This window comes from Klebsiella sp. RIT-PI-d, assembly GCF_001187865.1.
Taxonomy (GTDB): domain Bacteria; phylum Pseudomonadota; class Gammaproteobacteria; order Enterobacterales; family Enterobacteriaceae; genus Superficieibacter.
On the sequence record NZ_LGIT01000004.1, the window covers coordinates 337004 to 352144 of the forward strand.

The window sequence follows — 15141 nt, forward strand, 5'->3', positions numbered from 1 at the left end:
GCCGGACATTTGACTATACGCCGTATGCGTCCTGATAAGCGCGTACCGACGCCAGATGCGCCGCCATCTCTGGCTTCTCTTCCAGATACGCGATTAATTCTTTCAGCGTGATAATAGAAATAACCTGACAGCCATAATCGCGCTCAACTTCCTGAATTGCCGAAATTTCCCCGCGCCCGCGCTCCTGCCTGTCCAGCGAAATCAGCACACCGGCAAGTGTTGCGCCATTGGCCTGGATAATCTCCATCGACTCACGGATAGCGGTACCGGCCGTGATAACATCATCCACCAGCATAACGCGACCCTGAAGTGCACTGCCGACCAGACTGCCACCCTCACCATGGTCTTTCGCCTCTTTACGGTTAAAGCAGTACGGCAGATCGCGATTGTGATGCTCCGCCAGCGCGACGGCCGTCGTTGTCGCAATCGGAATACCTTTATAGGCAGGTCCGAACAGCAGATCAAAGTCGATAGCGGAATCGACCAGCGCTTCGGCATAAAAACGGCCAAGCAGTGCCAGATCGCGCCCGGTATTGAATAGCCCGGCGTTGAAGAAATAGGGACTTTTGCGTCCGGATTTCAGCGTAAATTCGCCAAACTTAAGTACCTGCTTGCTAAGCGCAAATTCAATAAACTGGCGCTGATACGGTTTCATGTCGACACTCCTCCAGATTTCGTTTTTCAGGCAAAAAAAAGGCGACTTCTCAGTCGCCTTAATATCAATTCTCTAACGCCGCTTTCTGCGTCGCGATGATAGATTCTATCCCCCCTCTGGCCAGCGCCAGCAGGGTAAGAAGCTCCTCATGGCTGAACGGCTCACCCTCTGCCGTTCCCTGCACTTCAATAATGCGACCATCTTCGGTCATCACTACGTTCATGTCCGTCTCAGCAGCTGAGTCTTCAACATATTCCAGATCGCAAAGCGCTTCACCGCCGACGATACCAACAGAAACCGCTGCCACCATGCCTTTCATCGGATTAGTTTTTAGTTTGCCGGCAGCAACCAGCTTGTTGAGCGCATCGGCCAGTGCCACGCAAGCGCCGGTGATCGACGCAGTTCGCGTGCCGCCATCCGCCTGAATAACGTCGCAGTCCAGCGTGATAGTAAATTCACCCAGCGTTTTTAAATCGACCGCAGCGCGCAGCGCACGCGCGATCAGACGCTGGATCTCCATGGTACGGCCACCCTGCTTACCTTTCGCTGCTTCGCGAGCATTACGGGTATGGGTAGAACGCGGCAGCATACCGTACTCGGCAGTGATCCAGCCCTGGCCCTGACCTTTCAGGAAGCGCGGCACACCTTCATCAATAGACGCGGTACACAAAACTTTGGTATCACCAAATTCGACCAGCACGGAGCCTTCTGCGTGTTTTGTGTAATTACGGGTCAGAGTGACGGGACGTACCTGATTGACGCTACGACCTTCTGGACGCATATGATTTCTCCGGCTTGAAACGAATGTGGCTGCGCATTATACGGACTTCCGGCGGTTATTCCTATCCTGCCGGAGCAGCGAAAGCTATAATCACCCCATCTCTCCTTTAAAAACAGGAACGTTTATGATCCGCAGTATGACCGCTTATGCCCGCCGTGAAATTAAAGGCGAATGGGGTAGCGCCACCTGGGAGATGCGCTCTGTTAACCAGCGTTATCTGGAAACCTATTTTCGCCTGCCTGAGCAATTCCGTGGCCTTGAGCCGGTTGTACGCGAGCGCATCCGCGCCCGTTTAACCCGCGGCAAAGTCGAGTGCAGCCTGCGCTTTGAGCCAGACGCCAGCTCACAAGGGGAGTTAGTCCTCAATGAAAAACTGGCTAAACAGCTGGTCAGTGCGGCGAACTGGGTCAAAATGCAGAGTGATGAGGGCGAAATCAACCCGGTTGATATCCTGCGCTGGCCGGGTGTTATGGCGGCTCAGGAACAGGATCTGGACGCGATTGCCACCGAAATCCTTAGCGCGCTGGACGGCGCACTGGACGACTTTATTATTGCCCGTGAAACTGAAGGTCAGGCGTTGAAAGGCCTGATTGAACAGCGTCTTGATGGCGTCAGCGGTGAAGTGGCCAAAGTACGCGCTCACATGCCTGAAATTTTGAAATGGCAGCGCGAACGTCTGGTCGCCAAACTGGAAGATGCGCAGGTCCAGCTTGAAAACAACCGCCTTGAGCAAGAGCTGGTGCTGATGGCACAGCGCATCGACGTGGCAGAAGAACTTGATCGTCTTGAAGCGCATGTGAAAGAGACCTGGAACATCCTGAAGAAGAAAGAAGCCGTTGGTCGTCGCCTTGACTTTATGATGCAGGAATTTAACCGCGAATCAAATACGCTGGCCTCTAAGTCCATCAATGCAGAGGTGACGAACTCAGCGATTGAACTGAAAGTGCTGATTGAGCAGATGCGGGAACAGATTCAGAATATCGAGTAACGATTTACGTAAAATCACCCGCGAAAAAAAACTGAAAGCCCGCATTGCGCCGGGCTTTTCTGTTATCAGAAGCTGCTATCAAAAAGGCGTAACGCTGTACTTGCAAATGCTGATATTTATTCGTGTACATTATCCTGCGATGGCAGTTAAGAATAAAAATTCATTATAAATAAAGGCTTTTTATAGCATCGGCCGAAGGAACTCGCAAAAACACCCCCTAAAATCAGTCACATACATGTAGTAATTGAGCCTTATTATGATATGCAACCATGGAAGTATCCGTTAGTAAAATCGATAAGAAAACTGGGTGGACCCGATCTGATAAGCCATATAGATTCTAAAATTGTTGGTCAGGTCCCATTTTCCGGTAACAAGATATTCTCTCTGACCTCTAATACCACACCAAAAAACACCTCCCCGGAGCAGTTAACAGCAATAGATGAATTAAATAAGAAGTTATTTTCTCATACAGCAACAGCACACATTAGCGATCTTATTCGGTCCCCTATAGAAAAAAGCAGTACCGGGGAGATATAAGCGCTCTGACTTCTGCCCTGAACCCTTTTTTCACGGTCAGGGCAGCAGGCAGAGAGACCGCGCCGCCTCGTGCAGGCCCTTTCAGTTATCATAATTGTTATCCCTGATCTTACGCGCAAATGCGTCAATACCACGACTATCCTGAATACCTGCCGGAGACTGCTGGTAGTAAAATTCTACTTCCGAATATAATCAAAACCACTGAATCCTTCTATTCCTCGCCCTCCCAGCCATTGTCCCAGCCGCACAACATCCGGATGATGAAACCACGCTATTAGCTTCCCGGCCCGCTCTGCGCCAATACCTGTTAGCACCTGCCAGCGGGCTTCATCTCTGTCAACCAGCGCTTTCCAGCTCTCTATGTCCAGACTATTAAGTGCCGCTTTTGGCAATGGCGTGCTGAAGGCCTTTATCCATAATTTAAAAGGGCGGTGACGAACAAGATCCAACTGTTGCCACAGTTGCTGCCCGCGGGTCCCACTGAAACCGGGTATGGACTGCAGCGTTTTCTGGCTGAGAGCAAGCCAGGAAAAGATATGCTCAAAATGCCGGGCGCGATGCAGAGCACGCCAGCCCTCCTCACCTATACCTTTAATATTGAGCGCCTGTACAGATCCAAGCCAGACCAGGCGGGAAATAAATTGCTCCTCGCAGTCGGGCGTGGCGTAAAAGCAGGTCAGCGTATTGAAATATGAAGATGGCGGAACGGGTTTTGACCGCTGTAAACTGCGCCAGACAACGCTATCGATACGTGGAATGCCCTGCCCGGCGAGGCTAACCAGCACCCGATCGCCCGGGGCGATATCCAGCGTTTGCCAGCGGCTGACCGGACCGATATTCACTCTCTGGACCTGCTTATCATCAAGTTGTAGCGGCGCAAGCTGCGCAATAGCCGTCATCTTACCGCTACGGCCAACGGTAAAATCAATGGCCTTTACCTCTGCGACTTTTGCCATCGGCTGATATTTCCATGCGACGACCCAATCAGCCTGATCGGGTAACCACCGTACTGCTGCCGGCTCTGCTGCTGCACGTACCACGACGCCATCGGTCACAAAAGGAAGCGCGGAGGTGAACCACCGTGCGCGCTGAGCATCTACCTGTTCAACTCGATTCACCGGAAGCGAATACTGCGCGATCCACGGAAAACCGGCGTCGGTCAGCTGCGTCATACGCTGTTGCAGAGTAGCGGGGCCATCTGGCCATGCCCAGACAAACACTGACAGCTCATGCAACAGCGCAGTATTGCCTTTGCGCATCATCGCTCCGGCGACTTTCGATCGGGCATTCATACTCCCCATCTGCTTCTGAATGTGTTTATCACGTAGCAGAAATAACTCTCCCTGAAGGACGGCATTTGCCAGCGCGCCGGATACGATCTGCGGCACAGAAGGGATCTGCCGCACTTTTTCTGTCCAGTCCTCTCCTTTTAACCCATCTCCACGGCTGATAGCCTGCGTCAGCTTACCGTGACGGTAAACCAGGGTAACGGCCACGCCATCAACTTTAGGTTGCATCCAGAGATCCCGTTTTCCGGACATCCACTGTGCAATGGCGTTTTTATTCGCTAGCTTCCTGACGCCCGTATGCGCAACGGGATGATTGACTGAACCGCCGATGGCCGGCAATGAGAGATCGTTACGCGATGACACATTAAAGCAGTGCTGCCATTGAGCCATCTGTGCCGACAGCTGGTCATAAACATCATCATTGACCTCACTGGCACCCTGCCTCCAGTAGGCCTCATTCCACTGCCTGAGCTGCATATTAAGCTGGCCTATTTCCTGTTCAGCCCTGGCCGGAGACCAGACGGGACAAAGCGCCCATCCCTGTGTTACCCAAAGTACCAATCCCCAAAAAATACTCGTCCATCGCCACATATCTTGCCTCCCTTGCTGTATTGCTCAGGGTATACGCCAGCCTTTAATCGCTGGCGAGAGACCAAAGAGGATCTTGCGAGCACGCTTCAGGGATTTTCATCCTGTTACAGCAACCTCGGGCGAAAACGGGAAAACAGTACGCAAAATGCAAGAATATGGCGCAAAAAGTGTGACGAAGACTGCGTCACAGAGCATCGACGTGTATAATAGGCTCGTATGTAAGCTCACTTTCGACTAACACATACATAAGATTCTCATGGCTCAAGGCACGCTTTATATTGTTTCTGCTCCCAGCGGCGCGGGTAAATCCAGCCTGATTCAGGCTCTGCTTAAAACTCAGCCGTTGTACGATACTCAGGTTTCGGTTTCACATACCACCCGCGCACCGCGTCCGGGTGAAGAACACGGTGAACACTACTTCTTTGTAGATCACGATGAGTTCAAAACCATGATCGGCAATAATGCCTTTCTTGAGCATGCTGAAGTTTTCGGTAACTATTACGGCACATCACGTGAAGCTATCGAGCAGGTACTGGCAACCGGTGTAGATGTTTTTCTGGATATCGACTGGCAGGGTGCGCAGCAAATCCGCGAGAAAATGCCGCAGGCCCGCAGTATTTTTGTCTTACCGCCGTCTAAGCTTGAGCTGGATCGCCGTTTGCGCGGTCGTGGTCAGGATAGCGAAGAGGTTATTGCAAAACGCATGGCTCAGGCAGTTGCAGAAATGAGTCATTACGCCGAATATGATTATCTTATTGTGAATGATGATTTTGATACCGCTATTAGCGATATGAAAACGATTATTCGTGCTGAACGTCTGCGCATGAGCCGCCAGAAACAGCGACATGACGCTTTAATCACCAAACTGTTGGCAGACTGAACCCACTTTCAGTATCATGCCCAGTCATTTCTTCACCTGTGGAGCATTTTAAGTATGGCACGCGTAACTGTTCAGGACGCTGTAGAGAAAATTGGTAACCGTTTTGACCTGGTACTGGTCGCCGCGCGTCGCGCTCGTCAGATGCAGGTAGGCGGAAAAGATCCGTTAGTTGCGGAAGAAAACGATAAAACTACCGTTATCGCGCTGCGCGAAATCGAAGAAGGTCTGATCAACAACCAGATCCTCGACGTCCGTGAGCGCCAGGAACAGCAAGAGCAGGAAGCCGCTGAATTACAAGCTGTTACCGCTATTGCTGAAGGTCGTCGTTAATTACAAAGCGGGTCACTCTTGTATCTGTTTGAAAGCCTGAATCAGCTGATTCAACATTACCTGCCAGAAGACCAGATTAAACGTCTTCGGCAGGCATATCTCGTTGCACGTGACGCTCACGAGGGCCAGACACGTTCAAGCGGTGAACCCTATATCACGCACCCGGTCGCGGTAGCCTGCATTCTGGCCGAGATGAAACTCGACTATGAAACGCTGATGGCCGCGCTGCTGCATGATGTGATCGAAGATACCCCCGCCACCTACCAGGATATGGAACAGCTGTTTGGCAAAAGCGTTGCCGAGCTGGTAGAGGGGGTTTCTAAGCTTGATAAGCTCAAATTCCGCGATAAGAAAGAGGCTCAGGCCGAAAACTTTCGCAAGATGATCATGGCGATGGTGCAGGACATCCGCGTCATTCTCATCAAACTTGCTGACCGCACCCATAATATGCGCACGCTGGGCTCATTACGCCCGGATAAGCGTCGCCGCATTGCCCGTGAAACCCTCGAAATCTACAGTCCGCTGGCGCACCGTTTAGGTATCCATCACATCAAAACCGAACTCGAAGAGTTGGGCTTTGAAGCGTTGCACCCGAACCGCTATCGCGTGATTAAAGAGGTGGTGAAAGCCGCGCGTGGGAACCGTAAGGAGATGATTCAGAAAATCCTCTCTGAAATCGAAGGGCGTTTGCAGGAGGCGGGCATTCCGTGTCGTGTCAGCGGGCGCGAGAAACATCTTTACTCGATTTACTGCAAAATGGTGCTTAAAGAGCAGCGTTTTCACTCCATCATGGACATCTACGCTTTCCGCGTCATTGTCCACGACGCCGACACCTGCTATCGCGTACTGGGCCAGATGCACAGTCTGTACAAGCCGCGTCCGGGCCGCATGAAAGACTATATAGCCATTCCGAAAGCAAACGGCTATCAGTCTTTGCACACCTCCATGATCGGCCCGCACGGTGTGCCAGTAGAAGTGCAGGTGCGTACCGAAGACATGGACCAGATGGCAGAAATGGGTGTTGCGGCGCACTGGGCATACAAAGAGCACGGTGAAACCAGCACCACGGCGCAAATCCGCGCTCAGCGCTGGATGCAAAGCCTGCTTGAGCTGCAGCAGAGCGCCGGAAGTTCCTTCGAATTTATCGAGAGCGTTAAATCCGATCTCTTCCCCGATGAAATTTACGTTTTCACGCCGGAAGGGCGCATTGTCGAGCTACCTGCCGGTGCGACACCCGTCGACTTCGCTTATGCCGTGCATACGGATATAGGCCATGCCTGCGTGGGTGCACGCGTCGATCGTCAGCCTTATCCACTCTCGCAGCCGCTGACCAGCGGTCAGACCGTTGAGATTATTACTGCGCCTGGCGCGCGTCCTAATGCGGCGTGGCTGAACTTTGTCGTTAGCTCAAAAGCACGCGCCAAGATTCGCCAGCTGCTGAAGAATCTTAAGCGCGACGACTCCGTTAGTCTCGGCCGACGCCTGCTCAATCATGCACTGGGCGGCAGCCGCAAACTGGCAGAAATTCCGCAGGAAAGTATTCAACGCGAACTTGATCGCATGAAGCTTGCTTCGCTGGACGATTTGCTGGCAGAAATAGGTTTGGGCAATGCGATGAGCGTGGTGGTGGCGAAGAATCTCCAGCAGGGTAATGCTACTGTTGTGCAGCAGAGTAGCGGGCATTTGCCTATCAAGGGCGCCGACGGCGTACTAATTACCTTCGCTAAGTGTTGTCGCCCGATCCCAGGCGATCCGATCATCGCTCACGTCAGTCCAGGTAAAGGTCTGGTTATTCACCATGAATCCTGTCGTAACATTCGCGGCTATCAAAAAGAGCCGGAGAAATTTATGGCGGTCGAGTGGGATAAAGAGATCGCTCAGGAATTTATTACCGAGATCAAAGTCGATATGTTCAACCATCAGGGCGCGCTGGCAAACCTGACGGCGGCTATCAACACTGCATCGTCGAATATTCAGAGCCTGAACACGGAAGAGAAAGACGGCCGCGTTTACAGCGCCTTTATTCGCCTCACCGCGCGCGACCGCGTACAGCTGGCGAATATTATGCGCAAAATTCGCGTGATGCCGGATGTCATCAAAGTCACCCGTAACCGAAATTAGTTTATGAACCCACAGCGTTATGCGCGTATTCGTGAAATGCTCGCCAGACGTCAGCCCGATCTGACGGTGTGTATGGAGCAGGTTTATAAACCCCATAACGTCTCGGCAATTATTCGTACCGCGGATGCCATCGGCGTGCATAAAGTCCATGCCGTCTGGCCGGGTGATCGACTGCGTACCATGGCCTCTGCGGCGGCGGGAAGCAATAGCTGGGTAGCGGTCAAAACGCACCGCACCATCACAGATGCGGTAACGCATCTTAAAGCCTCCGGTATGCAGATTCTGGCGACCCACCTTTCGCCTGAAGCCGTCGACTTTCGTGACATCGACTATACCCTGCCGACCTGCATCATGCTGGGACAGGAAAAAACCGGCATTACCGAGGAAGCATTAGCCCTGGCCGATAGCGATATTATTGTTCCGATGGTCGGTATGGTGCAGTCGCTGAACGTTTCCGTCGCCTCGGCATTAATCCTCTATGAAGCACAGCGCCAGCGACAGAATGCCGGCATGTATCAGCGCCAGAACAGCACGCTGCCGGAAGACGAGCAGCAACGTCTGTTGTTTGAGGGCGGTTATCCGGTGCTGGCACGCGTTGCGAAGCGTAAAGGTCTGCCCTATCCGCAGGTGAACGATCAGGGTGAAATTGATGCTGATGCCGCCTGGTGGGCCACCATGCAGGCGGCAGGGTAAATCATGCAGGGCCGGTTGCTGGACGCCATTCCGCTGAATGCTCTTACGGGCGTCGGTGCGGCGCAAAGCAGCAAACTGTCAAAAATCGGTCTGAATACCGTGCAGGACTTACTCCTGCATCTGCCATTACGCTATGAGGATCGTACGCAACTCTATGCTATTGGCGATCTGCTTCCCGGTATTTACGTTACCGTAGAGGGTGAAGTTCTGAACAGCACGATCACATTCGGCGGTCGCCGGATGATGACCTGTCAGATAAGCGACGGCTCCGGCATCCTCACCCTGCGCTTTTTCAATTTTAACGCGGCGATGAAAAATAGCCTCGCCACCGGTCGGCGCGTTCTGGCTTACGGTGAAGCAAAACGCGGTAAGTACGGTGCGGAGATGATCCACCCCGAATATCGGGTGCAGGGTGATTTAAGCACTCCTGAATTGCAGGAGACGCTGACGCCGGTCTATCCGACGACGGAGGGGGTCAAGCAGGCAACCCTGCGCAAACTCACCGATCAGGCGCTGGATCTACTGGATACCTGCGCCATTCCCGAACTGCTGCCCCCGCAGCTGGCACAAGGCATGATGACCCTGCCAGAGGCTCTGCGCACGCTTCATCGTCCACCGCCATCGCTACAGCTGGCCGATCTCGATACCGGGCAACATCCGGCTCAGCGACGTCTTATTCTGGAAGAGCTGCTGGCGCATAATCTCAGTATGCTTGCGCTGCGCGCAGGAGCCCAGCGCTACCATGCCCAGACTCTCAGCCAGCAGGATGCGTTAAAACAGCGTTTTCTCGCGTCTCTGCCGTTTAAACCGACCGGCGCTCAAACGCGCGTCGTGGCTGAAATTGAGAATGATATGGCGCTGGATTACCCAATGATGCGTCTGGTGCAGGGTGATGTTGGCTCCGGTAAAACGCTGGTTGCCGCCCTTGCCGCCCTGCGCGCAATCGCGCACGGTAAGCAGGTGGCGTTAATGGCCCCTACTGAACTGCTTGCCGAACAGCACGCCATTAATTTCCGCAGCTGGTTTGAACCGCTTGGCGTCCAGGTTGGCTGGCTGGCGGGTAAACAAAAAGGCAAGGCGCGCATTGCACAGCAGGATGCCATTGCCAGCGGTCAGGTCCAGATGGTGGTGGGCACTCACGCTATCTTTCAGGAACAGGTGCAGTTTAACGGTCTGGCGCTGGTGATCATTGATGAACAGCATCGATTTGGCGTTCACCAGCGGCTGGCACTATGGGAAAAAGGCCAGCAGCAGGGTTTTCATCCTCATCAGCTCATCATGACTGCGACGCCTATTCCGCGCACGCTGGCAATGACCGCCTATGCCGATCTTGATACTTCCGTTATTGATGAACTGCCGCCTGGCCGTACCCCGGTGACCACCGTGGCCATCCCGGATACTCGCCGTAGCGATATTATTAACCGGGTGCGTAACGCCTGCACCACTGAAGGCCGTCAGGCATACTGGGTATGTACGCTCATTGAAGAGTCCGACTTGCTGGAAGCGCAGGCCGCTGAAGCGACGTGGGAAGAGCTGAAGCTGGCTCTGCCTGAGCTGAATATAGGGCTGGTACATGGCCGGATGAAACCGGCTGAAAAGCAGGCGGTCATGCAGTCTTTTAAGCAGAGCGAGCTGCATCTGCTGATAGCCACTACGGTGATTGAGGTTGGCGTGGATGTACCTAACGCCAGCCTGATGATTATCGAAAACCCGGAGCGGCTGGGTCTGGCCCAGCTTCACCAGCTGCGGGGACGCGTTGGACGTGGCGCGGTCGCCTCCCACTGCGTCCTGCTCTATAAATCGCCGCTGTCCAGAACCGCGCAAAAACGCTTACAGGTCCTGCGCGACAGCACCGATGGCTTCGTGATCGCCCAAAAAGATCTCGAAATCCGCGGACCGGGCGAATTACTGGGAACTCGTCAAACCGGTAATGCGGAATTCAAAGTCGCAGATTTACTGCGCGATCAGGCGATGATCCCCGAAGTTCAGCGCCTGGCACGCCATATTCACGAACGTTATCCTGAGCAGGCCATTGCCCTTATTGAGCGCTGGATGCCGGAAACAGAACGCTATTCAAACGCCTGACACACTACCACGCCTTGTTTTTAAAGCAGATAACGCGTTCCCGATGGACTGTGTAAAAGAGTACTCCGCCTCCCGGTAGGGTTGCTGATGTTCGCTGTGCTAAACTGCGCACAATTTTTCTTCTTATATGAGTTGGCAATGAAACGGGAACTGGCAATCGAATTCTCGCGCGTCACTGAAGCAGCGGCGCTGGCAGGGTATAAATGGTTAGGGCGAGGCGATAAAAATATCGCCGATGGCGCGGCGGTTAACGCAATGCGGATTATGCTCAATCAGGTCAATATTGACGGCACTATCGTGATTGGTGAAGGCGAAATCGACGAAGCACCTATGCTCTACATCGGTGAGCGTGTTGGCACAGGTCAGGGCGACGCGGTCGATATTGCCGTTGATCCTATTGAAGGGACCCGCATGACCGCGATGGGCCAGGCGAATGCGCTGGCCGTGCTGGCCGTGGGCGATAAAGGCAGCTTCCTGAATGCACCAGATATGTATATGGAGAAGCTAATTGTCGGACCTGGAGCCAAAGGCGTAATCGATCTTAATCTGCCCCTGGCTGATAACCTGTGCAATGTTGCCGCCGCACTTGGCAAACCGTTAAGCGAGTTGACCGTAACTATTCTTGCCAAGCCACGTCATGATGGCGTTATCGCCGAAATGCAGCAGCTGGGCGTACGCGTGTTTGCGATCCCGGATGGCGACGTTGCCGCGTCTATTTTAACCTGCATGCCGGACAGCGAAGTTGACGTTTTGTATGGCATTGGCGGCGCGCCGGAGGGTGTAGTATCGGCGGCGGTGATCCGCGCCCTGGATGGCGATATGAACGGTCGCCTGCTGGCGCGTCATACGGTCAAAGGCGATAGCGAAGAGAATCGTCGTATTGGTGAGCAAGAGCTGGCCCGCTGTCAGGACATGGGGATCGTCGCCGGAAAGGTGCTGCGTCTCGATGACATGGCGCGCAACGACAACGTCGTCTTTTCTGCAACCGGTATTACCAAAGGCGATCTGCTGGATGGCATCAGCCGTAAGGGTAATATTGCGACCACTGAAACCCTGTTGATCCGTGGCAAGTCGCGTACCATTCGCCGCATTCAGTCAATTCATTATCTGGATCGCAAAGACGTCGATATTCAGCGTCACATCCTGTGAATATCCCCCGCCGTTAACAGCGGGAGTGCTGTACCACGCCGGCACCGTGGAGATGACAAATCCACATTGTACTCTCTCCGGTCTGCCGTTTAACCGGTCCGCCTGAAACGTCTGCCCCTGCAGGCGTTTTTTGTTGAAGCAGGATAAAACGGCGTACTGAAGGAGAAATGTTACGCCGTGGATTATCTGGAATAATTTGTCCTGGAGAGCTTTTCAGCCCTTCAGGGCTGGAAATGTTAACGCTGAGCAACGAAAATAAGATAACGAAATCAAGAGGAGACTATCATGGCGGACTGGGTAACAGGCAAAGTAACCAAAGTTGAATACTGGACCGATGCGCTGTTCAGCCTCACCGTACATGCTCCCGTTCAGCCGTTTACCGCCGGGCAGTTTACAAAGCTTGGGCTTGAAATCGATGGCGAGCGCGTTCAGCGCGCCTACTCCTATGTCAATGCACCGCATAATCCCGATCTGGAGTTTTATCTGGTAACTGTGCCGGAAGGGAAACTCAGCCCAAAACTGGCAGCATTAAAACCTGGCGATGATGTTCAGCTTGTCAGCGAAGCGGCGGGTTTTTTCGTGCTGGAAGAGGTGCCTGACTGCCAGACACTGTGGATGCTGGCGACGGGAACGGCGCTCGGCCCTTATCTTTCTATTTTACAGGAGGGTAAGGATCTGGAACGCTTTGAGAATCTGGTGCTGGTCCACGCGGTGCGTTACGCGGCGGATCTGAGCTATCTGCCGCTGATGCTGGAACTGCAGCGGCGTTATGAAGGTAAGTTACGTATTCAAACCGTGGTCAGTCGCGAAACGGTTGCCGGTTCGCTGACCGGCCGGGTTCCGGCGCTGATTGAAAGCGGTGCGCTGGAAGCTGCTACCGGACTACCGTTAACGCCTGATACCAGTCATGTCATGCTGTGCGGCAATCCGCAGATGGTACGTGACACGCAGCAATTACTGAAAGATACCCGGCAGATGACCAAACACCTGCGTCGTCGTCCGGGCCATATGACGGCTGAACACTACTGGTAATCAGCGAAATTTCACGTCCAGCGTCTCTTTGCCGAATTTATTCTCGCCCTGGGTGCCCATAAATGCACCCAGTTCAATCAGCATCATGACCATGATTAGCGTCGGAATAAAGCGTCCCACGACCCACTGCCAGACGCCCGGCAAAACCGCCCAGTTTCCCGCCAGCAGCATCCACGCCAGTACAAAAAGTAGCGCCCACAGACCCGATTTATCGCGATCGTGAAGCCGTTTTATCACTACCGTTGCGGTAGGCCACTGCAGGCAAACTAACGCAAAGGCGGCAATTTGCATATCGATCAGGTTGCTGCCTGCAAGGGTAAAGAGGCAAAACATCGCCACAAACCAAATTGCGATCCAAATCCAAAAGTCACGGCGTCCAATACGCCCTTTGATTGAAAACAACCACTGCTGTAGGGTCATGCTCTCGTCCTTATTATGTTATTGCGCGTAGTTTACCCTGGAGTCGTCAGTTTTTGACAAGTCCCCCGGTTATCGCTTTAATCGTGAGCAGATTTATGAAAAGGCGATCGTTGATGAAAAGATGGGGAATACTGTTTTTACTGTGGCTGGCAGGCTTTACCGCAGGCGCACCGGCGCTGGCGGAAGACACGTCTGGCATGACAGCCCCTTATTTGCTGGCGGGTTCCCCCACGTTTGATCAATCCATCAGCCAGTTCCGGGAAACCTTTAATACCGACAATCCCGGCCTGCCGCTGAACGAGTTTCGCGCCATTGGAGGGGGGAAAGATCGTGCAAACCTGACGCGCGCCGCCAGCAGAATTAATGAGACGCTGTACGCCTCAACGGCACTGGAGCGCGGCACGCTAAAAATTAAATCAATGCAGATCACCTGGCTGCCAGTGCAGGGACCCCAGCAAAAATCGGCGAAAGCAAAAGCGTATGAGTATATGAGCGCAATCTTACGTGTTTTTATCCCGACGCTGACAAAAGCGCAAAGTCTGCAAAAAGTGCAAAAGCTGATCGCGGCCGGTAAAGGCCAGCGCTACTTTGCCGAAACTGATGGCGCAGTGCGCTATGTTGTCGCAGATAACGGTGAAAAAGGACTGACCTTCGCTGTTGAACCGATTAAGCTGGCGTTATCTGATAGCAGTGAAGGCGACAATAAATGACGAAAAGCAAAGCCTTTGAAGTGATCAATCTCTATACTGACTCACAGACCATGCTGCCCTGAGGGGCAGCAATATTCCCTAACTCGCTTACAGCGTGGAGAATTAAAATGCGACATCCTTTAGTGATGGGTAACTGGAAACTGAACGGCAACCGCCACATGGTAAACGAACTGGTAGCTAACCTGCGTAAAGAGCTGGCTGGCGTAACGGGTTGTGGTGTGGCGATTGCGCCGCCGGAAATGTACATCGACCTGGCGAAACAAGCTGCTGCAGGTAGTCACATTGTTCTGGGTGCACAAAACGTCGACCTGAATCTGTCCGGCGCATTTACCGGTGAAACCTCTGCTGAAATGCTGAAAGATATCGGCGCAAAATACATCATCATCGGCCACTCTGAGCGTCGTACTTATCACAAAGAATCTGACGAGCTGATCGCGAAGAAATTTGCCGTGCTGAAAGAGCAGGGTCTGACCCCGGTTCTGTGCATCGGTGAAACCGAAGCGGAAAATGAAGCGGGTAAAACCGAAGAAGTTTGCGCACGCCAAATCGACGCAGTTCTGAAAACCCAGGGCGCAGCGGCATTTGAAGGTGTGGTTATCGCTTACGAACCTGTATGGGCAATCGGCACCGGTAAATCTGCAACCCCAGCTCAGGCTCAGGCAGTTCACAAATTCATTCGTGACCATATTGCTAAAGCTGACGCTAACATTGCTGAGCAGGTTATCATTCAGTACGGCGGTTCTGTTAACGCCTCTAACGCTGCCGAGCTGTTCACCCAGCCGGACATCGACGGCGCGCTGGTTGGCGGCGCATCTCTGAAAGCAGATGCTTTCGCCGTGATCGTTAAAGCAGCAGAAGCCGCTAAACAGGCGTAATGACG

14 protein-coding genes are annotated in these 15141 nt (G+C 53.2%); 10 read left to right on the top strand and 4 right to left on the bottom strand.

Annotated elements, in window-relative coordinates; genetic code table 11:
- Positions 1 to 13: 13 nt before the first annotated feature.
- Both pyrE and rph read right to left on the bottom strand, forming a co-directional pair.
- Positions 14 to 655, bottom strand: coding sequence for an orotate phosphoribosyltransferase (gene pyrE, locus AC791_RS04765; protein WP_049839333.1), 642 nt, complete (start codon positions 653 to 655; stop codon positions 14 to 16).
- Positions 656 to 719: 64 nt separating this feature from the next.
- Positions 720 to 1436: a ribonuclease PH gene (rph, locus tag AC791_RS04770; protein WP_049839334.1), complete on the bottom strand. Its 717-nt coding sequence runs from the start codon at positions 1434 to 1436 to the stop codon at positions 720 to 722.
- A gap of 124 nt (positions 1437 to 1560) precedes the next feature.
- On the opposite strand from rph, the gene AC791_RS04775 reads away from it, so the two are divergent.
- Positions 1561 to 2424, top strand: coding sequence for a YicC/YloC family endoribonuclease (locus AC791_RS04775; protein ID WP_049839335.1), 864 nt, complete (start codon positions 1561 to 1563; stop codon positions 2422 to 2424).
- 713 nt (positions 2425 to 3137) lie between these two features.
- Here AC791_RS04775 and ligB read toward each other — a convergent pair.
- The gene (gene ligB / locus AC791_RS04780) at positions 3138 to 4841 is read right to left on the bottom strand and encodes an NAD-dependent DNA ligase LigB (protein WP_049839336.1); all 1704 of its coding nucleotides are present in this window, start codon (positions 4839 to 4841) and stop codon (positions 3138 to 3140) included.
- A 256-nt stretch (positions 4842 to 5097) separates the two neighbouring features.
- Here ligB and gmk point away from each other — a divergent pair, with 256 nt between their 5' ends.
- The 7 genes from gmk (at position 5098) to fpr (ending at position 13131) form a co-directional block, all read left to right on the top strand.
- Entirely contained in the window at positions 5098 to 5721 is a 624-nt protein-coding gene (gene gmk, locus AC791_RS04785; protein WP_049839337.1) for a guanylate kinase, read from the top strand.
- A gap of 54 nt (positions 5722 to 5775) precedes the next feature.
- Positions 5776 to 6051 carry a DNA-directed RNA polymerase subunit omega gene (gene rpoZ, locus AC791_RS04790; protein ID WP_031523238.1) on the top strand — a complete coding sequence of 92 codons (276 nt, stop codon included), beginning with the start codon at positions 5776 to 5778 and terminating at the stop codon, positions 6049 to 6051.
- A gap of 18 nt (positions 6052 to 6069) precedes the next feature.
- Entirely contained in the window at positions 6070 to 8172 is a 2103-nt protein-coding gene (gene spoT, locus AC791_RS04795; protein ID WP_049839338.1) for a bifunctional GTP diphosphokinase/guanosine-3',5'-bis pyrophosphate 3'-pyrophosphohydrolase, read from the top strand.
- Positions 8173 to 8175: 3 nt separating this feature from the next.
- Positions 8176 to 8865, top strand: a complete 690-nt coding sequence (gene trmH / locus AC791_RS04800) for a tRNA (guanosine(18)-2'-O)-methyltransferase TrmH (protein WP_049839339.1) — start codon at positions 8176 to 8178, stop codon at positions 8863 to 8865.
- A 3-nt stretch (positions 8866 to 8868) separates the two neighbouring features.
- On the top strand, positions 8869 to 10950 hold the full coding sequence (gene recG, locus AC791_RS04805) for an ATP-dependent DNA helicase RecG (protein WP_049839340.1): 2082 nt from the start codon (positions 8869 to 8871) through the stop codon (positions 10948 to 10950).
- A gap of 138 nt (positions 10951 to 11088) precedes the next feature.
- Positions 11089 to 12099 (top strand): class II fructose-bisphosphatase, encoded by a 1011-nt coding sequence (gene glpX, locus AC791_RS04810; protein WP_049839490.1) that lies wholly within the window; start codon positions 11089 to 11091, stop codon positions 12097 to 12099.
- 285 nt (positions 12100 to 12384) lie between these two features.
- Positions 12385 to 13131 (top strand): ferredoxin--NADP(+) reductase, encoded by a 747-nt coding sequence (fpr, locus tag AC791_RS04815; RefSeq protein WP_049839341.1) that lies wholly within the window; start codon positions 12385 to 12387, stop codon positions 13129 to 13131.
- Here the strand turns inward: fpr and AC791_RS04820 are convergent, their stop codons facing one another.
- Complete coding sequence (locus tag AC791_RS04820; RefSeq protein ID WP_049839342.1) at positions 13132 to 13551, bottom strand: DUF805 domain-containing protein; 420 nt, start codon at positions 13549 to 13551, stop codon at positions 13132 to 13134.
- Between the two features lie 113 nt (positions 13552 to 13664).
- On the opposite strand from AC791_RS04820, the gene AC791_RS04825 reads away from it, so the two are divergent.
- Both AC791_RS04825 and tpiA read left to right on the top strand, forming a co-directional pair.
- Positions 13665 to 14261 (top strand): DUF1454 family protein, encoded by a 597-nt coding sequence (locus tag AC791_RS04825; RefSeq protein ID WP_049839343.1) that lies wholly within the window; start codon positions 13665 to 13667, stop codon positions 14259 to 14261.
- A gap of 107 nt (positions 14262 to 14368) precedes the next feature.
- Positions 14369 to 15136, top strand: a complete 768-nt coding sequence (tpiA, locus tag AC791_RS04830) for a triose-phosphate isomerase (protein ID WP_049839344.1) — start codon at positions 14369 to 14371, stop codon at positions 15134 to 15136.
- Positions 15137 to 15141 lie beyond the last annotated feature (5 nt).

Excerpts from the sequence above, each read along its gene's own strand:
- AC791_RS04775 (WP_049839335.1), top strand. The coding sequence starts at position 1,561 with ATGATCCGCAGTATGACCGCTTATGCCCGCCGTGAAATTAAAGGCGAA.
- glpX (WP_049839490.1), top strand. The coding sequence starts at position 11,089 with ATGAAACGGGAACTGGCAATCGAATTCTCGCGCGTCACTGAAGCAGCG.
- ligB (WP_049839336.1), bottom strand. The coding sequence starts at position 4,841 with ATGTGGCGATGGACGAGTATTTTTTGGGGATTGGTACTTTGGGTAACA.
- pyrE (WP_049839333.1), bottom strand. The coding sequence starts at position 655 with ATGAAACCGTATCAGCGCCAGTTTATTGAATTTGCGCTTAGCAAGCAG.
- rph (WP_049839334.1), bottom strand. The coding sequence starts at position 1,436 with ATGCGTCCAGAAGGTCGTAGCGTCAATCAGGTACGTCCCGTCACTCTG.
- trmH (WP_049839339.1), top strand. The coding sequence starts at position 8,176 with ATGAACCCACAGCGTTATGCGCGTATTCGTGAAATGCTCGCCAGACGT.
- AC791_RS04820 (WP_049839342.1), bottom strand. The coding sequence starts at position 13,551 with ATGACCCTACAGCAGTGGTTGTTTTCAATCAAAGGGCGTATTGGACGC.
- AC791_RS04825 (WP_049839343.1), top strand. The coding sequence starts at position 13,665 with ATGAAAAGATGGGGAATACTGTTTTTACTGTGGCTGGCAGGCTTTACC.
- fpr (WP_049839341.1), top strand. The coding sequence starts at position 12,385 with ATGGCGGACTGGGTAACAGGCAAAGTAACCAAAGTTGAATACTGGACC.
- rpoZ (WP_031523238.1), top strand. The coding sequence starts at position 5,776 with ATGGCACGCGTAACTGTTCAGGACGCTGTAGAGAAAATTGGTAACCGT.
- tpiA (WP_049839344.1), top strand. The coding sequence starts at position 14,369 with ATGCGACATCCTTTAGTGATGGGTAACTGGAAACTGAACGGCAACCGC.
- recG (WP_049839340.1), top strand. The coding sequence starts at position 8,869 with ATGCAGGGCCGGTTGCTGGACGCCATTCCGCTGAATGCTCTTACGGGC.
- gmk (WP_049839337.1), top strand. The coding sequence starts at position 5,098 with ATGGCTCAAGGCACGCTTTATATTGTTTCTGCTCCCAGCGGCGCGGGT.